Raw genomic sequence first — 23,626 nt, forward strand, 5'->3', positions numbered from 1 at the left:
CATATGCGGTATTGTCATGGTAAGATTAGTGACCCTAAGACCACCATGCTTTTTTTTCTACACCGAATGTTATCTCGTTAAGTTCAATCAGATGTTGAATGTTCGACGTATTAACTTCTACGGACATATTAATAGGACTGGCTTCGAAGTCCTTATTATTTGATGGCACAGTTATGGTTGCTCCACTTGCCTCAAATCTAACAACTGAATCTTTCGTTCCTTTAGAATTATTGACTGCGATAGGTTGTTTACTTACTCTCAGTATTTCAGTGTAGTCATAATAAAGCGATCGCTGTTCAACGGTACAGAGTTCCTTTTTGCATGTAGGAGATGTTGGGTTTGAAGCTGCCCAAAGCTTTCTTATTGCTTCTTTGAATTTTTCTAATTCTTCAGTCTTTTCCGGATTAAACATAGCCGTAGCTAGATTCATTGCCCTTGTGTAGTTTGCGTCATCAGAATGATCAACACTAAGCATTTGAATTAGTCGGATTATTCTCAATGCACTCCAAGCTGTTTTCTTTGTTACTGGATCAAAAACAGGCTCTTCACCGTTATCATAGTTATTTCTAATAAACTGATCTAAAATTCCTACTAAGTCTTCTCTAGAGGCATTCTTGTCGTCTAAGATACTCAGATCAATACCTTCGTAATTCCAGTCTTTTAGGGGTTTTAGCATTTCTTCAACATCAGTCTTTCTTGAAACTGGTGTTTTATCTGGCGACGACTCTGGTGCTGGACTCTGAGTTTCTTGCGCTGTAGATGTTGTGATGTCTGGAGTTGGTGCGCTGTGAGTCTCTCTATTACATCCTGCCGCTCCAATCGAGAATGCTACTGCGCCAATTAGTGCCATTATTTTTTTTGGTAGTTCTGAACCGCTTGGGTTAGGGTTTTCATGATTTTTAGCCATAACGCTTGGGGTCCTTTCTCTGGCATTGCCAGGTGTAATTTATAAATCTCCTTAGATTCATTGACCTAATTGCCGTTATAATAACATAAAAATTAAATAAATGCAATAAATACAATATATTTTTATAAAAAAACACCCTGTTAGGGTGAAAATATCTGTGGCGCGCCCGACCGGATTCGAACCGGCGATCTCCTCCGTGACAGGGAGGCGTGATAGGCCAACTTCACTACGGGCGCACATTGCAGTTTATATACTAACAGACTACCTACATCTTTTCAAGGAAAATATTTGCTTTTTTCGCTTGACTATTTTACAATTTCTGTATAAGAGAAATTTTTATGACAAAAAGAAATATTATAATCAGTATATTTATAGCAACAGTAATCGCAGGAAGTGTTTTTATACCCAAAGTAGCTTTAGCTGCCGGCAGTTGTGGTGGTGCAGAAACCTCTGTTATTTCTTGTGATGGTACAGGTAGTACAGCGATTATTAATATTATAAAGCAAGTTATCAAGATCTTAACTGCCGGTGTTGGTGTTGCTGCTTTTGGAGCTGTTGTATATGGTGCATTTTTATATACTACGTCTGAAGGAAGTCCAGATAAAGTAAAAAAAGCCAGAGAAGTTTGGACAAATACGGTTATTGGTTTATTGATGTTCGCTTTTATGGTGGCTATTACCAACTTTATCATTCCGGGGGGAGTATTTAACTAATGAAAAATATCATACTTACAATATCTTTAATTGTTGTTGGTGCTTTTGGTGCTAATATTGTTATCTCTGAGACTTCTTCTGCGGCCTGCTCTGATGGTAAGATTATGACTTTAAAACCTTGGTATGATGGCCTGTTGGATGGTGATTGTAATGTTAAATCCCCTGGCGAGAATACAGACTCACAAGCCAATTTTATTTGGAAGATTGTCCTGAACATAATAGAAGATCTCTTGCAGGTTGTTGGTTATGCTACAACTGGGTATATTATGTATGGCGGCTTCCTTATAATGACCAGTAATGGCTCTTCTGATAAAGTAGCTCACGGACGAAAAACAATCATGAATGCAGCGATTGGGTTGGTTGTGGCTTTATCATCAGTGGCAGTTGTTAGTTTTATATCATCAAATATAGGAATATAGTATGAAATATTTAGAATTTTTTGCTGGATTATTAGGTAGCGCTAGCGAAGTCGGAGTGCCGGATAATCAAGTTGACATCATGGTCATTATTAACCTGGTGCTAAAGATAGCTGGTATCGTAGCGGTCATTGTTATAGTCATCGCTGGCATAAACTATTCACTGTCTTCTGGTGATCCGGCAAAAACCGCTAGCGCAAAAAATACAATTTTATATGCCGTTATTGGCCTGGTGATTATCTCTAGTGCTATTGCTATAACAGGTTATATTATAGGAAAGGTTTAGTATGAGAAATATTACAAAAATTTTGACCGTCTGCATGGTTATGATTGGAATGTTTAGCGCATTCACTCCTGTAGTTTCTGCTGGTAACGGTATTGATATTTGTACAGGTGATGGCTCTGGGTCAGTTTACTGTAATAATAAATCTGATGGTGAAGGTAAAGTTAATGGCATCATAGGCAGTATAGTGCAAGTTTTATTAACGGCAGTTGGTGTAATTTCGGTCATTATGATTGTTATCGGTGGGATTATGTTCGCAACTTCTAGTGGTGATGCTCAGAAAACAGCAAAAGCCAGAAATACTATCTTATATGCTGTCATTGGTTTGGTTGTTTCAATATTTGCTGCAGCAATTGTTAACTTTGCGTTTAGTAACTTTAAGTAGGAGAAAACATGAAAAAAACAGTATTATCGATAGCATTAATGATTTGTATGGTCTTTGGAGTGTCGGCACTTTTGACTACTTCCCTTTCTGGTAGTGTTTCTGCTCAAGTGTCAGATGGTATTGACATAGCTACTACTCCAGAAATGAAAGGCAAGCAAATTGAAGGTAAGGGTGGCTTAATACAAACTGTCGTTAATGTTTTATTGTGGGTTGTAGGCGCCTTATCTGTTATTATGATTATTTTTAGCGGTATCCGTTATGTTACTTCAGCTGGTGACGCTGCAAAAACTAAAGCTGCACAGAATTCACTTATTTATGCAGTAGTTGGTCTGATCGTGGCTATTTTCGCCTGGGCTATCGTTAATATGGTCATCGATAAGTTTGTCTAAAAACATAATAGTTTTGCAAATAACAGAGAAAAATGTATAATAATAACATCATTAAAGAAGGAGAAATAACATGAATAAATTAAAAATGATTCTAGCTGGATTGCTAATTGTGCCGACAATCTCTTTGGCGGTAGCTCCAGCTGCAAATGCTGCTGATTTTACATTAAGGGGTGGAATTGACAGTGCACAAGGAGAGGGTGTAGATAAGGTTAATTCTAGTCCTGAGAGCCTAGTTAAGCAGTTTGTTAATATATTCCTATTTGCAGTCGGTGCCTTAAGCGTTATTATGCTTATTTGGGGTGGTATTCGTTACACTACTTCAGCTGGTGATAGCAATAAGGTTACTTCAGCTAAGAATACGGTTCTATATGCTATTGTTGGTCTAGTCGTCTCTATTTTGGCTTGGGCTATCGTTAATATGGTCATCGATAAATTTACTTCAGGATCATAATAAGTTTTGAAGTTAGAAAAAAGAACCTCACTAATGAGGTTCTTTTTTATAATCAAAAAATACCGCCAATGTGTGGTGGTATTTTTTGCCAATGTTTCTAGAGAACCTGGATCTTCTTCGCCTTTTCTTGTTTTATCTTTTCAAAGGTAATTGTCAAAACGCCATCTTTTAATTCTGCCTTTACTCCCTCTTCGTTAACGGCTGTAGGCAATGCTAATGTACGACTAAATTCGCCCCAGTAACACTCCTGAATGTGCCATTGGCGTACGTCGGCTTCATCACCACTAGATAACGTGCCGCTGATAGTTAAGATTCCATCAGAAATACTGACATCTAAATCATTGCGGTCTACACCGGCAGTGCGAGCTTTAATGATTAAGTCGTTCTCTGTTTCAAAAACGTCAACAGCTAATTGACCCATTAGATCGTCAGCTTCATCCTCCCAGTTGTCTTCAGCTGGTGCTGCTGGAGCTGGATTATTGTTGCTGTCATCGTTAAGATTAGGTAGTAGCTGATCTGTATCGTCAATAAACGCTGCAGCCAACTCATCTTCTGTTAGTAATATATTATCATCTTGTTTTCGGGCCATAATTTCCTCCACTTTTATAATAGGCTCATTGACAAAGTCCTTATTAGTATAACTATAATATGCGGTATAATCAACAGTGAAAGGTGTAAAACGTAAAAATTACAATGTTTGATACACTATTATCTATTATTGCCCCACACTACTGTTATAGATGTCATAAAATAGGGGGTATTTTATGCATAGATTGTAAAAAATACATCATAAGTCAGAAATACGATATTTGTGTATTGTGTGGTCAGTCCTTAAAAAACGGAAACTTGTGCAAAAAGCATAAAATCCCCTGTGATATGATCTGGTGTTTTACGAAAAGAACTGGCGTGGTGGCTGAAATAATTGATGATTATAAGTTTAACCGAGTGCAAGCTGCCGCTAATCTGTTGAGTGATTTTTTGAACGACGCTCTACCCTCTCTCCCGAAAGAGGCGGTTATTGTACCAATACCTACAATCTCCCAAAATATCCGTCGCCGCGGATTTGGTCATATTGAAAAGATAGCTAACAAACTAGCCAGGAATAGAAAAATAGAGTGCAGACCCCTGCTTCGACGAAGAAATAATGTCACCCAACACTTTACTAAGTCTTCGCGCCAGAGAAAGCGTCAAGCAAATGACTTCTTTGAGATAAGTGGTTCGGTAGATAAAAATCGTCGATATATAATTATTGATGATATTTTTACGACTGGTTCAACTGTGTTGGCGGCAGCTGAATGCTTAAGAAAAAACGGTGCTGAGCATGTAGAGATTGCTGTTATTGCCAGACACGGTCGTCCGAAACTATGAGTGGTGATACTGGCTGCCGCGATAAATTTCTTGAGCACGATATAGCTGTTCAGCTAAGATTAGCCGGACTAACTGATGTGGAAATACCAGATTTGATAGAGACCAGACGACGTTAGACCTTTGGCGTAAATCATCGTTAACCCCATAAGCTCCTCCGATAATAAAAACAACGTGACTGTTGGTGTGGCTAGTGATTAAATCTGATAATTCCGGTGATGATAAATTTTTACCGCGCTCATCAAGCAGGATAATAAAATCGTCTGAACTAAGACGTGTAAGTATACGTTCTGACTCTTCCTGACGTGCTCTGTCGCCCTCAAAGCTTGAGTGTGGTAGAATTACCATCTCCGTGGCAAATGGCGGCCTGAGGCGCTCTAAAAAACGAAAAATGCCTGGCTGAATCCAGGCTTCATGTTTCTTTCCGATTGTTATAACGGTTATTTTCATAAATATTTATGGCGGAGAGAGAGGGATTCGAACCCTCGATGAGTTGCCCCATACCGCTTTTCGAGAGCGGCCAGTTCAACCACTCCTGCATCTCTCCGTATCTAACTAATTAAGGATATTATTTCTTCTTGGCGTCCTTAGCGACTATAGTACCAATAATACTCATGACAATGCTTAATAACAGGCCAACACCGGCTAATTCAGCGGCCTTGATAATCCACTTACCAGCCTCATCCCAGGTTGTTACCTCAATAAATACCGCCGCCGATATAAACGCAATAAATGCTGTAAAAATTGCAATAATTGCTAGACCTGTGTATTTTACGTATTTAACAAAATTCATATCCCCTCCTTAGGTTAAATGGTACACCCGGCAAGATTCGAACTTACGACCTCTGGCTCCGCAAGCCAGCGCTCTATCCAGCTGAGCTACGGGTGCATACAGCCTTTCGGAAATCCGATTGGCCATAACAAAAATATAAAGAGCTTTCTCCGCCTAGAAGCGGTGAACTTCTGTATTCTACCATATAAAATATAGCCAATCAAGCTATAGCTTTATTAAGCGAATAAGCTTTTCTAGGGCGTCTGGTTTAATTTCTTGCATTGGTAAGCGTGCACCTAACATATCGACTATCTTCTCACCTTCCGCTTCAGAAAAATAGATAGTTAGTCCTGGGGAAAAACGCTTAACTGGCAATAATATGATAGAGTGCTGGTTGTTTTCATTTGATAATCCAAATGCACGAAATTCACTGAAATCATGTAAAACGTCAGCAATATAAACACCCTTTGGGCTAATTGCATAATTAATAATCTGAGGACTTTTGTTTGATAGTGTGAATAAAGCCACTGCCATAATAGGCAGTAAGGCAGCAAAGGTCCAGTTCTTAAATACTAGAATAGCTAGGGCTATTAGCCCGACCAGAATAACTGCAAACATTACATACCAAATTTTTCCGCGCTGAACCTGCACTCCCTCTGGAGCGTTCCAGGCAATTGGTTCAGTTAGATCAAGTCTATCTGATGAGGTTGGTTCGAATCCCTGTTGTTCTGGATTATCATTCATGCTGTTAGTATATCACGGCAAGAATAAGTGAACAATTAAACGTTAGTGGTTGAACCGCCGCTTAATGCTGCGCCAAGGATAAAGTTAATGATAGCATAAGCAAAAACTGCGACTAACAGACCAACGATTGCATATAAAATGGTGTTTTTAGCGTTTGTGACTGATTCTTTCTTGCCGCCAGAGATGACATAGCGAAAACCGCCAAAAATTAGCATGACAACACTTAATACGCCGACTGCAAATAGCATAATATTTATGGCACGCTTTATGATTGATGAATCACCATTAACTAGGTTAGATGGGGTATTATCTCCCCGGGCTGCACCAATACCAGCCGAAGCACCACCTTCACCAAGAGCGGATACCGGTGTGCCTACTAGGGCTATTCCTAGTCCAATCGTAAGTAATGCAGTGACAATCTTAGAAATATATCCTTGTATCATAATTACATTATACCTCATTTATCATAAAGCTGTTAATTATTACACTTATATGATACACTGAATAGTGAATTTGGAGGAGTACCCAAGTGGCTGAAGGGGACGGTTTGCTAAATCGTTAGTACGGAGAGATCTGTAGCGGGAGTTCGAATCTCCCCTCCTCCGCCAAATTAAACCTGGAAGGGTGACCGAGTGGTTGAAGGTACCGGTCTTGAAAACCGGCGTGCGGTAAAACGTACCGAGGGTTCGAATCCCTCCCCTTCCGCCAAGATGACAAGATGAAATGTTCGCCAAAACGAGGCGAATATTTTTATGTAGCGAAATATACTTGACAAAAAACAAAGCTTATGCTAACATAATAATCAGTATTCTAAAAAATAGATACAAAAAAGAAAGAATAAAATGAATTTAGTGCAACAGTTTTTTACTGCTACAGCTATGCTAGTGAGCTTAAACGTAGCGTTTAGTATATTTATTCATGATACTAACATTGATAAGGCATTTTTATCATCTTGGAAAATGTATAGTGCTCATGGTGATGTTGAGAGTGACGGAAAAATGCCGGAAACTAATTCACATACCCATACAGAACACTCAGAGCTATCTAATGTATTGAAGGAGAGCTCGGCGCGTCCACGAACCACGCCTCGTAACAACGATAAAAAGCGACTGCGTCAAAAATATGCTGCTCGTGGGCAACATATTTTTGATGGATATCACCTTGATCTTGACACTATAGGCTAGACTATTTCAAGCTAATTACTTCTAATTCTGAAACCAGCCGGGTAATGATTTTTTTCTGCTCGGCTAATTGTTCGCGAGTTTCCTCAACAAGGTGCGCTGGGGCTTTCTCGACGTAAGTTGGGTTGTCTAGTCGTTTTTGTAATCCTGACATTTTTTGGCGTGCTTCCGCTAATCTAACCTCAAGATTTTCCTGATGCTGATATAGAGTTTCGCTATCAATATCAAGCCACGCTTCCCTGTTGGCGGCTGCCAGTCTGAGGCCACGCGGTTGATCTGTATGTTCGACTGACTCGAGGCGCATCAGATGCTTAATAGTGTTCTGATTATCAGAAATTAGACTGTCATTGCCATATAACAATCGATATTTTTTATTACCTGGCAATTCAGCAATCACCCAGCGACCCTCGGTGACTAGTGTCTTTAACTGTTCGAATTGCTCAGCGGCAATTGGGTCAAATTTTTCTGGAGTCGGCCAAGTCTCGCGCATTAAGATTCCGTCGGTATAGTTAAGAGTTTGCCAAATTGTTTCCGTAACAAACGGTGCAAACGGGTGTGCAATTTTTAGAGAAGTCGCCAGTACCCATGATAACAACGGGCGGTTAATTGAAGTCTTAGATGATTCGATATACCAGTCGGCTACGTCGTCCCAAATGGTATGGTAAACCGTTTCTGATGCTTCAGAAAAACGATACTGTTCTAGTCGAATAGCCACGTTGTTGGCGGCGTCATTTAGTTGACGAATAATCCAGTGGTCGGCCAGAGTTTGTGGCTCCAGCTCAACAATTTGATGATTATTGCCAATTTGCGCCTCAACAAATCGGGCGATATTCCAGAGCTTATTACAGAAATTGCGCGCAGCAATAACCGAACCTTTATTAAAGGCCTGATGCTGGGCTGGGGCGCGACCAGCGATAATTCCCATGCGTGTGGCGTCTGAACCAAATTCAGCCACCAACTCCATTGGGTTAATAACGTTGCCTTTAGATTTGGACATTTTTTGGTTATGCTCATCATTGACCATGCCATGTAGATAAACCTCTTTGAAAGGTAGTTTGCCTGTACGATATAGACTCAACATAATCATTCGTGCCACCCAAGCGCGCATAATGTCCATACCTGTTTCCATTAGGCTGGTTGGGAAATATTTGGCTAATTCCCCGCCGCTTAAATAGTCGGTTACTACATATGGCCATTGACCGGATGAGAACCAGGTGTCGAAGGTGTCTTCTTCTCTAATGTATGTTGTGTTGTTCACAACAATCTTCTGTTCATTAGTACGAGTGTCGAATATCCAATCTTTAGGATTATTTTCATTAACAAATGCTGGAATTGGGATTCCCCAAGGGATTTGACGCGAGATATTCCAGTCTTTTAGCTGCTTGAGATATGAGATAAGCTCGCGGCATTTAGAGGCGGGATAAAAAGTAACTTCTCCCCTTTCAAGCGCGTCAATTGCTGGTTTGGCCAAAGGTTCCATCTTAATAAACCATTGTTCCTTAACTATTGGTTCAATAACGCTACCACATTTATAACAATGACCGACAGCATGCTCAATATTGCTTTCGCCGCGGCGTAATTCCAGTGCGTCTAGGGCTTCTAAAACTCGAGCACGGGCTTCTTCTGGGGTTAATCCTAAGAATTGCGCAGGAACGTTTATCATCTTGCCTGCTTGGCTAATGATTGACTCTAAAGGCAAATCGTGTCGTTTGGCAATTTCAAAATCATTCAGATCGTGAGCTGGAGTAATTTTAACGGCGCCAGTACCGTAGCTCATATCAACGTATTCGTCTGCAATAATTGGAATTTCCTTATCAACAATCGGTAGTAAAATGCGTGTACCGACTAGGTGCTTATATCTTTCGTCATCTGGGTGTACTGCTACCGCTACGTCGCCAAGCATAGTTTCGGGGCGAGTGGTAGCCACGATAATCTCGCCAATTTTATCCAATGTTGGGTAAGCTATTTGCCATAACTTCCCCTTTTCATTCTTATGTTCTACTTCAATATCAGCGAAACTGGTTTGGTGTTTAGTGCAGTAATTAACGATGCGCTCACCTCTGTAGATTAGATCATCATCCCACATCTTTTTGAAGGTGTCATATACAGTGCTAATAACTTTATCATCCAAGGTAAAAGTTAGATGTTTCCAAGAAGCACTAATACCTAGAGCGCGCAGTTGCAGTTCCATATTACCGCGCTTTTCTTGGACGAAATTCCAAACTTGACTATACAATTGGTCACGTGAAAAATCAAAGCGACTCTTCCCCTGCTTTGTCAATTCCCTCTCATACACTACCCAAGTCTCGAAGCCAGCATGATCGGCACCAGGAATAAATATTGCATCATCACCCTTCATTCGGTGATAACGGATAAGGATGTCCTTTAGGTTCATATCAAGAGCGTGTCCGATATGTAGATTGCCATTAGCGTTAGGCGGCGGCATGACTATAGAATATGGCTTACCTAATCCTGTCGGTTCTAAAGCGCCACTAGTTTCCCACATGGCATAAATGTTTGGTTCGTAGTCATTTGGTATGTATTGTTTGGCTAGCTGCATAAGTAATTCCTGACTTTTTCACGCGAAAAAAACAAATTAAAAATAACCCATACTTTTCACACGAAAAGAAGTGCCATTAAATATAACTCTTTTTTCGCGTGTTTGTTTCAACTCCAATTATAGCACAAATCAAAGGGCAGGTGTTAGGAATGGTGCCGAATTGTTTGATAAATTTTTTGATAGAGATGATAAAGATTATAGGTGATAGGACGCAGTGGTAATTCCCAAGTGCCAGGAAATTCCGTTGGCTGACCACCAAAACTCTTTTTGAATTGCGTAAAGCCGTACCATGGATTAGTTTTTGGTGCATCTTCTGGTGCGATACCGTAAAAATCGAAAAACTTATGACCTGTTTGACGTGCATAACGAAGCATTTCTAAACCAAGAGCGGTGGCTGGACTTAATTTGCGGTATTCTGAATAAGATCCAGCATGACCGTAATACATCGTTTCGCCATTGCTGAAAAATAAAATACTAGCGACTGGTTTATTTTCGTAGATAGCATAAAAAATACCAGCCTGTTTGGTAGGAAATAGGGAAGACGCCATCTGGCGGAAATAAGCGTCACTGTGCGGTACCATACCTGTACGCTTAGCTACGTCGTGGATCATATTGATAAAAATTTCGATATCCTGAGGGTCGTAACTAGCTTGAAAGGTAACGCCTGCTTTAAGATTTTTGCGCCACATACGACGGACAGTCTGGCTAGTAAGAGATTGTATAGTTTCGTCGTCTGCTAAGGTGTTAATGATAGTATGAGACGGCTGAACATCCTTGGCTTTCCGATAGCCAGCTTTTTTGAGGATGGCGGTATCGATGTTACCTAATGGCTCAATGCGAATAAAGTCGACTTTTTGTTGTTTGGCGGATTGTTTAATGACTTCTAAGAGTTTTATCAGGTTGTCAACTGACTGGATTTGTGGTCCGTAGGGAATGTAGAGGCGAGAATTGAAGCGACCTCGTTCGATGATGCCGAAAAAATCTCCGTAGTTAGTATGTTTACGAACTGCTTTTCGCTTGAGGTCAGTTTGAAACTTTTCCCAAGCCTCAGATTGTAAGAAATGTTGATTCATGTTGTAATCTCCACAACGTTAAATTGATGTCATTGATAAACTTGGCTGCACTTCCAGGTCGTACGGGTTAGTGGGCTGGTCAATTTGGGCGCGGTAGTAGCCAAGTGCAGCGATCATGGCGGCATTATCGGTACAGAGCTGGATGGGCGCATAGTCAATTGACAGGGGTAGGGCGGCCGAAAGTTGATGGCGAAGTTCCTGATTGGCTGCTACGCCGCCAGCAATGACCACCGAGGCTGGCTGAAAATCATCATAAGCCTGGCGAGTTTTATCAACCAGGGTCTTGATAGCGGTGAATTGAAAGGAAGCGGCCATATTATGCCTCAGTTCATCGTCTACAAGTCCTGGGAGCTCGTGTGAGGGAAAAGTGAAGTCTTTGCCCACTTCGCGTTGAACAGCCCTCAGAACGGCTGTCTTGAGGCCAGAGAATGAAAAGTCATATTTGCCTTGAAGTTTGGCGATAGGTAGAGTGAAGGCGTGCGGATCGCCACACTCAGCAGCTTTGGAGATAGACGGGCCGCCAGGGTAGGGTAGGCCGAGAATTTTAGCGACTTTATCGAATGCTTCGCCGACGGCGTCGTCTTGAGTTTGACCGATAAGCTGGTAATCGCCGTGATTTTGGAAAAGGACGAGCTGCGAGTGACCGCCAGAGACAATCAATGAGAGCAGGGGGAATGACGGTTGTTTTTTTGGCAGTGATAGAAATAGATTGCCAGATTGTTGATTGATAAAATTAGCGTATACATGAGCCTCAACGTGGTGTATTTTATAAAGCGGTTTATGGTGGATAATAGCGAGAGTACGGGCAGCGAGCGAGCCAATCAGTAGCGAGCCAATGAGTCCCGGCGCATAAGTAACAGCGATGGCGTCAATATCATCCCAGGTACAGTTGGCATCAGATAAGGCTTTTTTAATGACCGGGTTTATGACTTCCAAATGGCTACGGGCGGCAATTTCCGGGATAACTCCGCCATATTCGGCATGAATATCGATTTGGGAATTGACGACATTTGAAAGTAAACGTTCGCCATCTTCAACGATTGACGCCGCTGTTTCGTCGCAACTAGACTCGATTCCCAAAATCCTCATTTGCTTTTATTATAACAAATATAAGTGGTAAAATAAGTATTATGAAAAACGAGTTGGTAAAAATTGCTAGAAAGACGCTGCCTAAAGGGGCTTTGGAGAAAACCGAAAATGTCTATCGGATTGCGCGGACGAAGATGATTAGCCTGAGGTATGGCAATCCAGCTCGTGGCCTGAGAATTATTGCGGTAACGGGGACAAATGGTAAGACGACGACGGCTTGTTATATTAATGAAATTTTGAAAGAGGCTGGCTTTAAGACGGCGTTATTTACGACGGCCGTAATTGAAATTGCTGGCGAAGAGAAGATAAATGATTTGAATGCAACTGTCCCAACTGTAGCCAGGCTGTTTAGTTTTTTTCAGACAGCTCAGCGTGAAAGTGTCGAATACGTGATTTTAGAGGCGACTAGTCATGCATTATCTCAGCATAAGTTTGATGGCGTGCCAATTGAGGCGGCGGTGATGACTAACTTGACTCAAGATCACCTGGATTACCATAAAACAATGGAAGAGTATGCAGAGGCAAAGGCTAAATTATTTGAAAAGCAGCCAAAATACATCGTGTTAAATCGCGACGATAAGTGGTTTGAATATTTCAATAAGTTTAATGCTTCTGGCGAAAAGATGACGTACGGTGTGAGTCCGGAGGCCGAGGCTCGGATAACGCACATTAAGCTTTATAAAAAGGGTACTGAAGCAAGTCTGCTCATTGACCATCAGACCCATTTGGAGTTGGCAACTAATCTACCTGGTGAATTTAATGTACTTAATATGTCAGCAGCAGTATCTTTGGCGTATTTGCTCGGTATAAAGCTAGAAGATATTCAAGAAGGTGTGGCAAATCTGGAGATGATTCCAGGGCGTTTTGAGCGAGTGGATAATAAGCGCGGAATTGATATTATCGTGGATTATGCGCACACGCCAGACGCATTGGAGAAATTGTTAAAAACGGCACGGAGAATTACTAAGGGGAGATTATTCTTAGTCTTCGGCGCGTGTGGTGACAGAGATAAAACAAAGCGACCAATCATGGGAGAGTTGGCGGCTAATTTGGCGGATAGAATTTTTCTAACAGATGAAGAAAGCTATAGTGAGAATCCAGATAATATTCGGGCAATGATTCGACAGGGAATTAAGCGAACAAAGAAGGCTCACAAGATGACGGAAATTGCTGATCGAAAACAAGCGATTTATCAGGCACTAAAATCAGCCGTACGTGGCGACACGGTTCTAATTACCGGTATGGGTCATGAGCAGTACCGAATTATTAACGGCAAACGAATTCCGTGGAATGATAAGACGGTCGTAAAAGAAATTCTTCGGCTAGAGAAAAACAAATAATTCAGCCAACTATTTATCAAGCTTTTACGAACAGATGTAAGTGCGCTAATGGTATACGTAGGTCTATAGGATAGTGAATCAATTAAAACTAATAAGGCTGATCGAAAAATTGTTGTTTCTTTTTAAGCCAGGTTTCTGATTGGCGGACAAGTTTTTGGCTGTCAGTTGGGTTATTGAGTAGCGGTTTAATAGTTTCCTCGAGATAAATGCCACCCTGTGAACCCTTGAAAAGGATTGTCGCTTCTTTAATTCCTTTACTCTTTAAGAACTCTCCAGCTTCTGGTGATTTGTCAAATGACAAAACCTTGCAACCATTTTTTTCGGCAATTGGTGCAAGGTGCTTTTTCGCTAATTTACCGACGGTAATTAGTAGGTCTAATTGCTTGGGGTCACACAGTCTACCAATTTTTTCATGCTCCAACTTAGAGGAATCGCCAAGCTCATTCATGTCGCCTAAAACCGCAATTTTACAACTTGCTTCCAGAGAGTAAAGTGTTTTTAGGGAATTTTCCATAGCAACGGGACTGGCGTTATAGGTGTCGTCTAGTAGGGTGCATCCTTGCGTGCCGCGTAGAGTATTCATCCTACCGGAGACAGGTTTAATTTTCGTTAAGGCTGCTGCGACTTCGTCAATATTCATGCCGCAAGCTAGACCTGCTGCTGCCGCGCCAGTGATAGAGCGGATGTTGTGCTTGCCTAATACGGAAATGCTGATGTTGGGTGACTCTTTTTGATTGTGCCGTAAAGTTGCAATGTAGCCGTCGCTAGTAGTTTCTTTAATTTGCAAGAGAACATCAGCAGATTCATCGCCGTAGCTTATTTTTTCGCCAATTATAAGTGAGTGATATTTTTTATCAATATCGTGAAAATTGAAGATGGTTTTTTTAGCAACTTGACTAATGGACAATTCTTCGCGCGCCACCACGTCAATTGTTTTAAAAAACTCCATATGCTCTGGCGCAACAGAGGTGATTATAGCGATATCAGGCTGAACGTAGCGCATAAATGTTGCCATTTCACCCGGACAATCAATACCACACTCTTGGATAATGATGTCAGGCGATTGCGGATTTTTAATGCTAGAACGGGCAGCGGAGAAGACTTTTAGCCAATCTAGGGGCGATTTGACGTTTTTCGGTCCGTCGATGCCAAGGATTTCCAGGGGCGCGCTTAAGGTGGTGTTCAAGTTGCCACGGCTGTGACGAACAGTAAACTTTTCTGCTAAAACGGTGGCGGTTGCTGATTTGACGCTGGTTTTACCGACGCTACCAACCACAGTGATTAATTGAACATTGGAATGAGATTTAAAATATTTTTTAACGTAAGATCCAAGGATTTTTTCTAAGAGGTGTTTGAATAATTGCATGAGGATATTATATCAGACTGATGGTAATTAAGATTAGCACTCACCCTTGACGAGTGCTAACGTGGTGCGATACAATAAGATGTATTGTTAATGAAATGGAGGATATTATGAGTGTACCTATTCAGCCTCTCGGTGACCGCGTGGTAGCGGTGCGCGAGGAGGCGAAGACGCAGACGGCGAGTGGAATTTACTTGCCTGATAACGCTAAAGAAAAACCGGTAATTGCTGAAATTAAAGCAGTTGGCGGTGATGTTAAGAATGTTAAGATTGGCGATCGAATTATCTACAAGGAATATTCGACCACAGATCTAAAGATTGACGGCACGGAATATTTGATCGTCCGCGAGGAAGATATTTTAGCAACGGTTGTTTGAGAAAAGGGGAGTTTACGTTATGGCAAAAAAAGTATTTTACGATGACGATGCGCGCGCTCGCGTGTTGGGCGGTGCTGAGGCGTTATATAACGCAGTTAAGGTAACCTACGGGCCAAAAGGTCGCAATGTGGTGATCGCCAAGAGTTTTGGCGGGCCAACTGTGACGCACGACGGCGTGACGGTGGCAGAAGGCATTGAGCTACCAGAGAATGATGATGAGACGCTAGGTTACAAGGTTGGTGCAGATCTGATCAAACAGGCGGCCAAGAACTTGAACAAGCAGGCTGGTGACGGCACCACGACCGTAACAGTGCTGACCTATTCGATTTTAAAGGAAGCCAACCGGCTGATCGCAGCGGGTCACAACCCGATGGAGCTGCGCAAAGGCATCGAACAGGCTGGCGCGGAAATCGTCAAAGAGCTGAACGAATTAGCTGAGCCAATTGAGGGCAAATCTGATCGCGTGGCGGAAGTGGCGACCATTTCGGCGGGCGACGCGGAAATTGGCAAATTGATCGCTGGTGTCATCGAGAAAGTTGGCAAAGATGGCGTGGTGACGGTCGAGGCTGGCCAAGGTTTGGAATTGGAGGCCGAGGTTGTTGAAGGCTTTAGCTTGGACAAGGGTTGGGTCAGTCCGTTCTTCGTTACCGACACTGGTCGGCAAGAGGCGGTTTATGAAAAACCAGCGATTTTGATTACCGATAAGAAAATTTCCAGCGTGCAAGAATTCCTGCCAATGCTGGAGAAATTGGCACAAAGCGGCAAGAAGGACGTGGTACTGATCGCTGATGAGGTCGAAGGCGAGGCGCTGAGCATTTTGGTACTGAACAAGCTCAAGGGTGTATTCAATACCGTGGCGGTCAAGGCGCCAAGCTTTGGCGACCGCCGCAAGGAAATTTTGCGCGACATCGCGGTGCTGACTGGCGCAACGGTGATTTCTGAAGATCACGGGTTGACGTTTGAGAATGCTGGCCTGGAGGTATTAGGTTCGGCACGTAAGGTGATTGTCGGTAAAGACGAGACCACTATCATTGAGGGTGCAGGCAAGCCATCTGGCGTTAAGGAGCGAATTGCTGAGATTAAGTCACTGTCCGACAATGCCTCCAGCGAATACGAAAAAGAACAATTCGACAAGCGGGCAGCTGCCCTGAGCGGCAAAGTGGCCGTCATCAAAGTTGGCGGTGCGACCGAGACAGAAATTGACGAAAAGAAGTTCCGCGTGGACGACGCCGTGGCAGCGACCAAGGCAGCCTTGGTCGAGGGAATCGTCGCTGGTGGTGGTGTCACCTTGGTGAATTTGGCTGGCGGCCTGAAGGTGACTGGCGCAGACAGCATTGCGGCTGGCCGGCAGATTCTAAAGGACGCCTTAAAGCAGCCGTTTCTACAGATTATGCGTAACGCCGGCTTGAATGCCGATGCACTATTGGCGCAAGTTGAAGCGGGTAAGGCGGGATTTGGCGTTAATGTCATGAAACCTGCGAACGAATTGGTGGATGTCAAAAAAGCTGGTGTTATCGACCCAGCGCGTGTCACCAAGGAGGCGGTGCAGAACGCGGTATCCATCGCCTCAACCGCAGCAACCATGGGTGCGCTGGTCGTCGACGTACCAGAGACAGAAGCTCCAGCTGTGCCTGGCGGTATGCCGGGTATGGGGATGATGTAAGGTCATTCTGTTAGTAACAAAAATCCCGCCAGAAGTAGCGGGATTTTTTTATTGAAGGAATTAACTAGCGAGGGTTTGAAAGGTAATCAATCTCTTTAATGATATCTAGCAAGGCTTGAGCGCGACGAGCTTCGTCGGCAATAGATATAGCCGCATCATGTGCTGGTGCAATAAGGCTTTTATCATCAGTAGAGCGCAACAATAATAGGTAAGTGTCAAACTTTTCTTCTGGTGAAACATCAAGCTTATCAACCAACGGACGAAGTTCATTTAAGGCAGTCTGCTTAATGCTGTCAAGTGTAGGATCTGTAGTTGGGTGCGATGAATCCGTGGATATCGTTGGTGTTGGATTTACAGCTGCTGGATTTACGGACGGTTCAACCACAGTCTGGCTATTATCTTCGTCTGTAGTAACGGGATCTGGTGAAATAGTTGCAGGATTAACCGTTGGAGCGACTATATTATTTGTTTCTTCAAATTGTAAATTATTATCCGTGTCTTGTGGCACGCCAGCTAATACCTTAGCCAATTCCTGGTCGTCACTGATTGATTGATTAGCTCGAGAATCCATGTATAACCCACCTTATATGTTAAATTGTTTAAGCTTATTATGTTATACTATAGCATGAGTGAATTGAGGAGTGCAAGATGTTAGATGATATAAATGTGATAAAACAGTATGATCCAGGAGATGTTCTTAGTGGTGTTTTGAATATTCCGGAGCAAGCGCGTTATGAAGTCGTAATTTACGAGGGGTCAAATCAGCGACGTGATTTTAAGAATATTGTAATTGCCGGAATGGGTGGATCAGCGCTGGCGGCAGATATGGTCCGAGTATTAACTGCAGGTTGGCTACATCTTCCACTAGAGGTAGTAAAGGGCTATGATTTGCCGGGTTTTGTTGGTGAAGAAACACTGGTTATTGCGGTTAGTCATTCGGGTAATACCGAAGAGACATTGAGTTGTTATCAGCAAGCACTGGATAAAAAAGCTTGCTTAGCAGTAATGTCAACTGGCGGAGAATTGATTAAGCGAGCAAATAACGACAATATTACGTACGCTCAGATTCCAGCGGGCACCCAGCCACGCATGTCGACTGTTTATCATTTGCGAGGGCTATTGAAGTTATTACAGCATTTTTGGGTGATTGATGGCGATTTATATAATCAGGTGGCGGATAGTGCTGACTGGCTGGAGGGTGAAATTTCTCATTGGGCGCCTGCGGTGCCAGAGAAAAATAATCTAGCTAAGCAGATTGCTAAAATGACAATTGGTAAAACATTAGTTATTTTTGGTGGTGAATTAACTTGGCCGCTGGCTTACAAATGGAAGATTAGTTGGAATGAATCAGCAAAGAATCTGGCGTTCTCTAATCAGTATCCAGAGTTTAACCATAACGAGTTTATTGGCTGGTCATCACATCCAGTAGAGAAACCATTTACCGTCTTTGATATTCGTAGCAATTTGGAGCGAGATAGGATCCGCGAGCGAATGGAATTAAGCGACCGTTTACTAAGTGGTAAGCGACCAAAAGCGCACGTACTGGAACTTCAGGGAAGGACGCTGATGCAACAATTATTGTGGGGGTTAGTATTGGCTGATGCAGCTAGTATTTATACGGCAATTCTCAACGGCGTTAATCCGGGGCCGGTCCATCTAATTGAAAAGTTAAAGGCTGAGTTAAGTTAATATCTTAGTGATTCAATCGGGTCTCGTTTGGTGGCGCGGGCTGCTGGATAGACGCCAGAAATTACACCAATAATCAACGAAAGTCCAATTGATAAGACGGCTGTCTGCCAATATATGTATGGCGTGAGAGGAAGATATAAGCTTACTAAATAAACTCCAGCAATTCCTAATCCGTAGCCAAATATACCGCCCAGTAGTCCAATGATGGCTGCTTCGATTAAGAATTGGTTAATAATGTCCCAGCCTGTAGCACCAACAGCTCGTCTGACGCCAACTTCTCGCTGACGTTCGGCAACGTTGACTAACATTACGTTCATAATACCAACTCCGCCGATTAATAGAGAGATGATACCGATAACTGTGAGGATTATTGAGATAAACTTTGCTAGGTTAGATTTCTTTTCATTGATTTCATCGCCAGAAACAATTCGATAATTTTTGTCGCTATCGTGGTTTTTCTTCAGGATATTATCGGCAGATGCTATGGCTGATCCAAGATGTTGGTGGCTATTGGTGGTCATGACAATTTGCTGAATTTGCGGCGTTCCTTGTGTGAATTTTTTAACCACCGAAAGAGGTGCAATGGCGGCATTATTAAAATCTATATCCAGGTAACTAACTGGATTTTCGATATTTTTTAATACACCGACAACTGTTAGGGGTTGATTGCGAATAAAAATAACATTTCCAATAGATTTCTCGGTGCCGAACAAATCAATTGATAGCTGTTGACCAACTACAACTCCACCTACTTCGTTGATAAATTCTCCATGAGCAATTTGCAGATTAGCAACATCTTTAAGAGACTCCGTGCTGCCAATTAGCGTGGTGTTTTGAGCATCAATTTTACCATCACGGGCGCGTAGTTCAGTATGCAAAAAGGCAATAGGTGCGGCTTTTGTATTGGCTATTTTACTAATGTCTTTAGAATCTTTCTCGGTCAGAGTATTAACTGTGGTTGCGTTATCTGATTCTGTTAGTAGATTAGTGACGTCTTTCTTATTACCAGACTTAACTATAGCAACAGGCTCGCTGGAATGTTTAGTGGCGCCACCGAATAGTTGATTAATGCCACTAGTTAAGGACAGAACCATGGTAATACTGGCAATACCAATCGTCACACCCATGACTGTTAAAAATGTACGCCCACGATTGGCCTTCAACGCCTGGGTGGCACTCTCGAAATGATTTCTTATCAATATTTTCATGATTTTTTTGCCTTCTTTATAGTCGAAGATTTTTTATTCCTAGTTTTAACTTCTTTTTCATCATCTTCAACAAGTTTTTTGGTGAATTTACGTTTTTCTTTATGTTCATCAGTGTCAATTTTACCGTCCAGCATAGTGATGACGCGGCTGGCGTAATGGATCAGTTCTGGGTTATGAGTAACCATAATTATGGTATTACCACGACGATGCAGGTCTGATAGTTCTTCCATGATAAGGTGACTTGATTTACTATCAAGGTTACCTGTTGGCTCATCAGCTAGGATGATAGATGGACTATTAACTAGTGCCCTGGCAATTGCCACGCGCTGGACTTGACCGCCGGATAATTGATGTGGCATGTAGTATTCACGTTGGCCTAGGTGAAAGGTTTTTAGAATACGACTAGCCTCTTGTAGGCGTTTAACTTTTCCGAGACCCTTGTAGGTTAAGGGTAGTGCTACGTTTTCGATGACAGTTAGGCGAGGGATTAGGTTGAAATTTTGAAAAACAAAGCCAATGTGTTTGGAGCGAATTTTAGCGCGTCGTCGTGAGCTAAGATTATCGACAGCGACGTCGTCCAGGTAGTATTCGCCCTCTGATGGCTGGTCTAATAGTCCAAGGGTGTTTAATAAAGTAGTTTTTCCGCAACCGCTGGGGCCCATAATAGCAATAAACTCACCTTTTTTAACGGTTAAATTAACGTTATCTAAGGCGCGAATTTCAGCATCGCCAAAGCCAAATTTTTTGGTGACATTAACAAGCCTAATGCGTGGTGGAATAGTTTCTTTCATCTTTGACTTATTATAGAGAATGAACGTTGGTAAGTGCAACCATAAGGGGCAATAAAGTTGTGGTATAATTATCAACAAGGAAGGGTGCAGGAGTGGTTGAACTGGCACGCCTGGAACGCGTGTAACGGAGCAATCTGTTCGAGGGTTCGAATCCCTCTCCTTCCGCCACGGAGATATTTTTACCGACAGAATACATGAAACTGTCGGTTTTTAATTTGTTAAAAAATGATAGCATTTATTTTATGCCGATTTATTAGTTGGCTGCTATATCTGTTTGTGGTTAAAATAGGTTGTAATTTTTACCAAATTACTTGCAAAACACTAGATATAGCGGCTATAGTTAGTGTTGTACGCTATATGTATAGCGAGCTCATAAATAAACAAAAACACAAGCTATTAAGATGGGCTACCAGATGAGGTGCTGGTGGTTTGTTTTGGCGGGGTAAATTAAGGAGGGGATGTGAAAGAAATTAACGTGATTAAGCGTGATGGCACAAAAGAACCGTTTGATGCTAATAAAATTAACGCAGCGATTTTGAAGGCTTGCGACGGGCTGCCAGATCAGGTTTCAAAGGTGGTGCAGGTGGCGACCGAGTTGCAGCTGACGTTATTTGACGGGATTACCACCGAGCAGCTGGACGAGGCGGTGATTCAGACGGTTTTACAGAATGTTAAGGATGATCCAGATTATGATAAGATTGCGTCACGTTTACTACTTAAAACTGTCTATAAACAGATTCTAGGCGATTATGAAACAGCGGCAGAATTAAAGAAACTTCATACTCGTGAATTTCCTAAGTTTATTAAGGCTGCAGTTAAAGACGGGCTACTAGACAAGCGAATGGCAGATGGTCGGTTTGATTTGAAAAAGTTGGCAGCGGAACTTGACCCAGCAAGAGATGATTTAAGTAAATATTTGGGTGTGGTGACTAATAAAAATCGTTATGCTCTTCGTAGGCAGAATGGTTCGCCAATTGAAACGCCACAATTCACCCATATGCGCATTGCTATGGGGCTTAGCTATAATGAGACCGACCCGACTGCTGCGGCGATTGAGTTTTACAATCACATGAGTCATCTGGAGTATGTTCCGGGCGGCTCAACGCGAGTTAATGCTGGCGGCTCCTTTCCGCAGCTTAGTAACTGTTTCTTGCTTAATGTTGATGACGATATGGAATCAATTGCTAAGGCGGTGCGTGATACTATGTTTATCGCCAAGGGTACTGGTGGTATTGGAATTGGTTTTACTAAGTTGCGCGCGGCGGGTAGTCCAGTTAAGACTACTAATACCGAATCGACCGGTCCGATTCCTTTCATGAAGATGATTGATACGGCGCTGTTTGCGGTTTCTCGTAAAGGTAAAAAAGCTGGCGCGGCTGCGATTTACATAGAGAACTGGCATTTGAATTTTGATCAATTTGTTGACCTTCGCCAAAACTCTGGCGACCCGTATCTAAGAACCAGGTTTGCTAATACGGCGGTCTTTATCTCTGATGAATTTATGAAGCGAGTAGAGAAAGACCAAGATTGGTATTTGTTTGATCCTGCGGAAACTCCAGATTTGACGGAATTATGTGGCGAAGAATTTTCAGCTAGATATAAAGAATACGTCAAAATGGCGGAAGCTGGGAAATTGCGTACGTTTGATAAGGTATCGGCTCGTCAGCAATTTAAGCGCATTTTGACTAGCCTACAGGCAACATCGCATCCGTGGTTGACCTGGAAGGATACGATTAATGTGCGAGCATTGAACAATAACACTGGTACGATTCACTTGTCTAATCTCTGTACAGAAATTACTTTGCCACAAGATAAGAATAATATTGCAACCTGTAATTTGATTAGCATCAATTTATCGGCATTCCTGAGCGATGATAAAACTTGGGACTGGGATCGATTGAAAGAGGCGGCTCGTGCGGCGGTGCGACAATTGGACAATTTGTGTGATATTACTCAAACGCCAATTCCAGAAGCAATGCACTCTAACCAGCAAACTCGAGCAATTGGCTTGGGCATGATGGGCTTTTCTGACGTGTTGGAAAAGTTGGGCTATTGTTATGAATCAAAAGAAGCTTACGATTTAATTGATCAATTGACAGAATTTATTAGCTATCATGCGATTGACCAGTCGGCTGATTTGGCGGCGGAGTTGGGTAGTTATCCAACGTTTGCTGGCAGTGGTTGGAGTAAGGGATTGCTGCCGATTGATACGGTTGATAAGTTGTCTAAAGATCGTGGCGTAAAGGTAAAAATAGACCAAAAGATGCGACTGGACTGGGACGGTTTGCGTAAGAAGGTAAAGAAGGGCATGCGTAATGCAACTTTGATGGCCATTGCACCGACCGCTAACATTGGTCATGTGGCAGGAACTACCCCTGGAATTGATCCGCAATTTGCCCAGATTTTTAGTCGCTCGACGCTGAACGGTAAGTTTTTGGAAGTGAACCATAATTTAGTTCGCGATTTGAAGAAGCTTGATTTGTGGGACAATTTGAAGGATGAGATTTTTGCGGCGCAAGGTGATATTCAAGACATTGACGGCATTCCTCAGAATATCAAGGATGTTTATAAAACAAGTTTTCAGCTTAGTCCGTACTCGTTTATTGAGGTGGCGGCTAGGGCTCAAAAATGGGTTGACCAGGCGATTAGTCGCAATATGTATCTAGAGACGCGCGATATTGATGAATATGTGAAGATTTATTCAGAAGCTTGGAAACGTGGATTAAAGACAACATATTATCTGCATGTTAAGCCACGTCATCAATCAGAACAGACGACGGTTTCAGTTGATAAAATTGCCGAACAAAAAGTTCGCACCAATAGTAAAGTACGCGGATTTGGATTCGCGAAAATTAATAAATAAGGAG

26 protein-coding genes and 6 tRNA genes are annotated in these 23,626 nt (G+C 42.3%); 16 read left to right on the forward strand and 16 right to left on the reverse strand.

The annotated features are described in order from the left end of the window. Positions 1 to 34: 34 nt before the first annotated feature. Both TM074_RS00080 and TM074_RS00085 read right to left on the reverse strand, forming a co-directional pair. Complete coding sequence (locus TM074_RS00080; RefSeq protein ID WP_369000390.1) at positions 35 to 907, reverse strand: hypothetical protein; 873 nt, start codon at positions 905 to 907, stop codon at positions 35 to 37. 158 nt (positions 908 to 1,065) lie between these two features. Next, positions 1,066 to 1,143, reverse strand: a tRNA-Asp gene (locus TM074_RS00085). 102 nt (positions 1,144 to 1,245) lie between these two features. On the opposite strand from TM074_RS00085, the gene TM074_RS00090 reads away from it, so the two are divergent. The 6 genes from TM074_RS00090 (at position 1,246) to TM074_RS00115 (ending at position 3,544) form a co-directional block, all read left to right on the forward strand. Then, positions 1,246 to 1,620, forward strand: a complete 375-nt coding sequence (locus TM074_RS00090; protein ID WP_369000391.1) for a hypothetical protein — start codon at positions 1,246 to 1,248, stop codon at positions 1,618 to 1,620. Continuing rightward, entirely contained in the window at positions 1,620 to 2,039 is a 420-nt protein-coding gene (locus TM074_RS00095; RefSeq protein WP_369000392.1) for a hypothetical protein, read from the forward strand. Before TM074_RS00090 ends, TM074_RS00095 begins: the two co-directional genes overlap by 1 nt. Position 2,040: 1 nt before the next feature. After that, the gene (locus TM074_RS00100) at positions 2,041 to 2,322 is read left to right on the forward strand and encodes a hypothetical protein (protein ID WP_369000393.1); all 282 of its coding nucleotides are present in this window, start codon (positions 2,041 to 2,043) and stop codon (positions 2,320 to 2,322) included. A 40-nt stretch (positions 2,323 to 2,362) separates the two neighbouring features. Continuing rightward, the gene (locus TM074_RS00105; protein WP_369000394.1) at positions 2,363 to 2,704 is read left to right on the forward strand and encodes an Mbov_0395 family pilin-like conjugal transfer protein; all 342 of its coding nucleotides are present in this window, start codon (positions 2,363 to 2,365) and stop codon (positions 2,702 to 2,704) included. Between the two features lie 8 nt (positions 2,705 to 2,712). Then, positions 2,713 to 3,093 carry a hypothetical protein gene (locus tag TM074_RS00110; RefSeq protein ID WP_369000395.1) on the forward strand — a complete coding sequence of 127 codons (381 nt, stop codon included), beginning with the start codon at positions 2,713 to 2,715 and terminating at the stop codon, positions 3,091 to 3,093. Positions 3,094 to 3,163: 70 nt separating this feature from the next. Then, complete coding sequence (locus tag TM074_RS00115) at positions 3,164 to 3,544, forward strand: pilin (RefSeq protein ID WP_039326714.1); 381 nt, start codon at positions 3,164 to 3,166, stop codon at positions 3,542 to 3,544. Positions 3,545 to 3,641: 97 nt separating this feature from the next. On the opposite strand, the gene TM074_RS00120 is transcribed toward TM074_RS00115, so the two are convergent. Further along, the gene (locus TM074_RS00120; protein WP_369000396.1) at positions 3,642 to 4,133 is read right to left on the reverse strand and encodes an Hsp20/alpha crystallin family protein; all 492 of its coding nucleotides are present in this window, start codon (positions 4,131 to 4,133) and stop codon (positions 3,642 to 3,644) included. Between the two features lie 287 nt (positions 4,134 to 4,420). Here TM074_RS00120 and TM074_RS00125 point away from each other — a divergent pair, with 287 nt between their 5' ends. Next, positions 4,421 to 4,912: a ComF family protein gene (locus TM074_RS00125; protein ID WP_369000397.1), complete on the forward strand. Its 492-nt coding sequence runs from the start codon at positions 4,421 to 4,423 to the stop codon at positions 4,910 to 4,912. On the opposite strand, the gene TM074_RS00130 is transcribed toward TM074_RS00125, so the two are convergent. From TM074_RS00130 to TM074_RS00155, 6 genes are all read right to left on the reverse strand, one after another. Beyond that, positions 4,907 to 5,359 (reverse strand): 23S rRNA (pseudouridine(1915)-N(3))-methyltransferase RlmH, encoded by a 453-nt coding sequence (locus TM074_RS00130; protein WP_369000398.1) that lies wholly within the window; start codon positions 5,357 to 5,359, stop codon positions 4,907 to 4,909. The two genes, TM074_RS00125 and TM074_RS00130, sit on opposite strands and share 6 nt — an antisense overlap. A gap of 9 nt (positions 5,360 to 5,368) precedes the next feature. Further along, positions 5,369 to 5,456 (reverse strand) — tRNA-Ser (locus TM074_RS00135). Between the two features lie 21 nt (positions 5,457 to 5,477). Continuing rightward, positions 5,478 to 5,702, reverse strand: coding sequence for a hypothetical protein (locus tag TM074_RS00140; RefSeq protein WP_369000399.1), 225 nt, complete (start codon positions 5,700 to 5,702; stop codon positions 5,478 to 5,480). 19 nt (positions 5,703 to 5,721) lie between these two features. Then, positions 5,722 to 5,798: transfer RNA gene (locus tag TM074_RS00145), tRNA-Arg, on the reverse strand. A 108-nt stretch (positions 5,799 to 5,906) separates the two neighbouring features. Next, complete coding sequence (locus tag TM074_RS00150) at positions 5,907 to 6,425, reverse strand: hypothetical protein (RefSeq protein ID WP_369000400.1); 519 nt, start codon at positions 6,423 to 6,425, stop codon at positions 5,907 to 5,909. Positions 6,426 to 6,460: 35 nt separating this feature from the next. Beyond that, positions 6,461 to 6,868 carry a hypothetical protein gene (locus TM074_RS00155; protein WP_369000401.1) on the reverse strand — a complete coding sequence of 136 codons (408 nt, stop codon included), beginning with the start codon at positions 6,866 to 6,868 and terminating at the stop codon, positions 6,461 to 6,463. A gap of 72 nt (positions 6,869 to 6,940) precedes the next feature. Between TM074_RS00155 and TM074_RS00160 the strand changes: the two genes are divergently transcribed. The 3 genes from TM074_RS00160 to TM074_RS00170 all read left to right on the forward strand — a co-directional run bounded on the left by TM074_RS00160 (position 6,941) and on the right by TM074_RS00170 (position 7,609). Beyond that, positions 6,941 to 7,033 (forward strand) — tRNA-Ser (locus TM074_RS00160). A 10-nt stretch (positions 7,034 to 7,043) separates the two neighbouring features. After that, positions 7,044 to 7,133 (forward strand) — tRNA-Ser (locus TM074_RS00165). 134 nt (positions 7,134 to 7,267) lie between these two features. Then, positions 7,268 to 7,609, forward strand: a complete 342-nt coding sequence (locus TM074_RS00170) for a hypothetical protein (protein ID WP_369000402.1) — start codon at positions 7,268 to 7,270, stop codon at positions 7,607 to 7,609. A gap of 1 nt (position 7,610) precedes the next feature. On the opposite strand, the gene TM074_RS00175 is transcribed toward TM074_RS00170, so the two are convergent. The 3 genes from TM074_RS00175 to tsaD form a co-directional block, all read right to left on the reverse strand. Beyond that, the gene (locus tag TM074_RS00175) at positions 7,611 to 10,166 is read right to left on the reverse strand and encodes a valine--tRNA ligase (protein WP_369000403.1); all 2,556 of its coding nucleotides are present in this window, start codon (positions 10,164 to 10,166) and stop codon (positions 7,611 to 7,613) included. Between the two features lie 143 nt (positions 10,167 to 10,309). Continuing rightward, the gene (locus tag TM074_RS00180; protein WP_369000404.1) at positions 10,310 to 11,239 is read right to left on the reverse strand and encodes a lipid II:glycine glycyltransferase FemX; all 930 of its coding nucleotides are present in this window, start codon (positions 11,237 to 11,239) and stop codon (positions 10,310 to 10,312) included. A gap of 18 nt (positions 11,240 to 11,257) precedes the next feature. Beyond that, on the reverse strand, positions 11,258 to 12,328 hold the full coding sequence (tsaD, locus tag TM074_RS00185; protein ID WP_369000405.1) for a tRNA (adenosine(37)-N6)-threonylcarbamoyltransferase complex transferase subunit TsaD: 1,071 nt from the start codon (positions 12,326 to 12,328) through the stop codon (positions 11,258 to 11,260). 41 nt (positions 12,329 to 12,369) lie between these two features. On the opposite strand from tsaD, the gene TM074_RS00190 reads away from it, so the two are divergent. Continuing rightward, entirely contained in the window at positions 12,370 to 13,668 is a 1,299-nt protein-coding gene (locus TM074_RS00190) for a UDP-N-acetylmuramoyl-L-alanyl-D-glutamate--2,6-diaminopimelate ligase (protein ID WP_369000406.1), read from the forward strand. Between the two features lie 88 nt (positions 13,669 to 13,756). Here the strand turns inward: TM074_RS00190 and TM074_RS00195 are convergent, their stop codons facing one another. After that, entirely contained in the window at positions 13,757 to 15,034 is a 1,278-nt protein-coding gene (locus tag TM074_RS00195) for a Mur ligase family protein (protein WP_369000407.1), read from the reverse strand. A 107-nt stretch (positions 15,035 to 15,141) separates the two neighbouring features. On the opposite strand from TM074_RS00195, the gene TM074_RS00200 reads away from it, so the two are divergent. Together TM074_RS00200 and groL are read left to right on the forward strand one after the other, a co-directional pair. After that, positions 15,142 to 15,408, forward strand: coding sequence for a co-chaperone GroES (locus TM074_RS00200; RefSeq protein ID WP_369000408.1), 267 nt, complete (start codon positions 15,142 to 15,144; stop codon positions 15,406 to 15,408). Between the two features lie 19 nt (positions 15,409 to 15,427). Continuing rightward, positions 15,428 to 17,071 carry a chaperonin GroEL gene (gene groL / locus TM074_RS00205; RefSeq protein WP_369000409.1) on the forward strand — a complete coding sequence of 548 codons (1,644 nt, stop codon included), beginning with the start codon at positions 15,428 to 15,430 and terminating at the stop codon, positions 17,069 to 17,071. Between the two features lie 64 nt (positions 17,072 to 17,135). Here the strand turns inward: groL and TM074_RS00210 are convergent, their stop codons facing one another. Then, complete coding sequence (locus tag TM074_RS00210) at positions 17,136 to 17,642, reverse strand: hypothetical protein (RefSeq protein WP_369000410.1); 507 nt, start codon at positions 17,640 to 17,642, stop codon at positions 17,136 to 17,138. Positions 17,643 to 17,719: 77 nt separating this feature from the next. On the opposite strand from TM074_RS00210, the gene TM074_RS00215 reads away from it, so the two are divergent. Beyond that, the gene (locus tag TM074_RS00215; RefSeq protein ID WP_369000411.1) at positions 17,720 to 18,760 is read left to right on the forward strand and encodes a bifunctional phosphoglucose/phosphomannose isomerase; all 1,041 of its coding nucleotides are present in this window, start codon (positions 17,720 to 17,722) and stop codon (positions 18,758 to 18,760) included. Here TM074_RS00215 and TM074_RS00220 read toward each other — a convergent pair. Together TM074_RS00220 and TM074_RS00225 are read right to left on the reverse strand one after the other, a co-directional pair. Beyond that, a complete protein-coding gene (locus TM074_RS00220) occupies positions 18,757 to 19,968 on the reverse strand; it encodes an ABC transporter permease (protein ID WP_369000412.1) in 1,212 nt (403 codons plus the stop codon). The two genes, TM074_RS00215 and TM074_RS00220, sit on opposite strands and share 4 nt — an antisense overlap. Continuing rightward, positions 19,965 to 20,759, reverse strand: a complete 795-nt coding sequence (locus TM074_RS00225; protein ID WP_369000413.1) for an ABC transporter ATP-binding protein — start codon at positions 20,757 to 20,759, stop codon at positions 19,965 to 19,967. Before TM074_RS00225 ends, TM074_RS00220 begins: the two co-directional genes overlap by 4 nt. 78 nt (positions 20,760 to 20,837) lie before the next feature. On the opposite strand from TM074_RS00225, the gene TM074_RS00230 reads away from it, so the two are divergent. Then, positions 20,838 to 20,927, forward strand: a tRNA-Ser gene (locus TM074_RS00230). A gap of 292 nt (positions 20,928 to 21,219) precedes the next feature. Then, positions 21,220 to 23,622, forward strand: a complete 2,403-nt coding sequence (locus TM074_RS00235; RefSeq protein WP_369000414.1) for a ribonucleoside-diphosphate reductase subunit alpha — start codon at positions 21,220 to 21,222, stop codon at positions 23,620 to 23,622. Positions 23,623 to 23,626 lie beyond the last annotated feature (4 nt).

The sequence above is a fragment of the Candidatus Nanosynbacter sp. TM7-074 genome (assembly GCF_041006295.1).
GTDB lineage: Bacteria > Patescibacteriota > Saccharimonadia > Saccharimonadales > Saccharimonadaceae > Nanosynbacter.

Coding starts and splice junctions, on each gene's coding strand:
- TM074_RS00080 (WP_369000390.1), bottom strand. CDS start 907: ATGGCTAAAAATCATGAAAACCCTAACCCAAGCGGTTCAGAACTACCA.
- TM074_RS00090 (WP_369000391.1), top strand. CDS start 1,246: ATGACAAAAAGAAATATTATAATCAGTATATTTATAGCAACAGTAATC.
- TM074_RS00095 (WP_369000392.1), top strand. CDS start 1,620: ATGAAAAATATCATACTTACAATATCTTTAATTGTTGTTGGTGCTTTT.
- TM074_RS00100 (WP_369000393.1), top strand. CDS start 2,041: ATGAAATATTTAGAATTTTTTGCTGGATTATTAGGTAGCGCTAGCGAA.
- TM074_RS00105 (WP_369000394.1), top strand. CDS start 2,363: ATGATTGGAATGTTTAGCGCATTCACTCCTGTAGTTTCTGCTGGTAAC.
- TM074_RS00110 (WP_369000395.1), top strand. CDS start 2,713: ATGAAAAAAACAGTATTATCGATAGCATTAATGATTTGTATGGTCTTT.
- TM074_RS00115 (WP_039326714.1), top strand. CDS start 3,164: ATGAATAAATTAAAAATGATTCTAGCTGGATTGCTAATTGTGCCGACA.
- TM074_RS00120 (WP_369000396.1), bottom strand. CDS start 4,133: ATGGCCCGAAAACAAGATGATAATATATTACTAACAGAAGATGAGTTG.
- TM074_RS00125 (WP_369000397.1), top strand. CDS start 4,421: ATGATCTGGTGTTTTACGAAAAGAACTGGCGTGGTGGCTGAAATAATT.
- TM074_RS00130 (WP_369000398.1), bottom strand. CDS start 5,359: ATGAAAATAACCGTTATAACAATCGGAAAGAAACATGAAGCCTGGATT.
- TM074_RS00140 (WP_369000399.1), bottom strand. CDS start 5,702: ATGAATTTTGTTAAATACGTAAAATACACAGGTCTAGCAATTATTGCA.
- TM074_RS00150 (WP_369000400.1), bottom strand. CDS start 6,425: ATGAATGATAATCCAGAACAACAGGGATTCGAACCAACCTCATCAGAT.
- TM074_RS00155 (WP_369000401.1), bottom strand. CDS start 6,868: ATGATACAAGGATATATTTCTAAGATTGTCACTGCATTACTTACGATT.
- TM074_RS00170 (WP_369000402.1), top strand. CDS start 7,268: ATGAATTTAGTGCAACAGTTTTTTACTGCTACAGCTATGCTAGTGAGC.
- TM074_RS00175 (WP_369000403.1), bottom strand. CDS start 10,166: ATGCAGCTAGCCAAACAATACATACCAAATGACTACGAACCAAACATT.
- TM074_RS00180 (WP_369000404.1), bottom strand. CDS start 11,239: ATGAATCAACATTTCTTACAATCTGAGGCTTGGGAAAAGTTTCAAACT.
- tsaD (WP_369000405.1), bottom strand. CDS start 12,328: ATGAGGATTTTGGGAATCGAGTCTAGTTGCGACGAAACAGCGGCGTCA.
- TM074_RS00190 (WP_369000406.1), top strand. CDS start 12,370: ATGAAAAACGAGTTGGTAAAAATTGCTAGAAAGACGCTGCCTAAAGGG.
- TM074_RS00195 (WP_369000407.1), bottom strand. CDS start 15,034: ATGCAATTATTCAAACACCTCTTAGAAAAAATCCTTGGATCTTACGTT.
- TM074_RS00200 (WP_369000408.1), top strand. CDS start 15,142: ATGAGTGTACCTATTCAGCCTCTCGGTGACCGCGTGGTAGCGGTGCGC.
- groL (WP_369000409.1), top strand. CDS start 15,428: ATGGCAAAAAAAGTATTTTACGATGACGATGCGCGCGCTCGCGTGTTG.
- TM074_RS00210 (WP_369000410.1), bottom strand. CDS start 17,642: ATGGATTCTCGAGCTAATCAATCAATCAGTGACGACCAGGAATTGGCT.
- TM074_RS00215 (WP_369000411.1), top strand. CDS start 17,720: ATGTTAGATGATATAAATGTGATAAAACAGTATGATCCAGGAGATGTT.
- TM074_RS00220 (WP_369000412.1), bottom strand. CDS start 19,968: ATGAAAATATTGATAAGAAATCATTTCGAGAGTGCCACCCAGGCGTTG.
- TM074_RS00225 (WP_369000413.1), bottom strand. CDS start 20,759: ATGAAAGAAACTATTCCACCACGCATTAGGCTTGTTAATGTCACCAAA.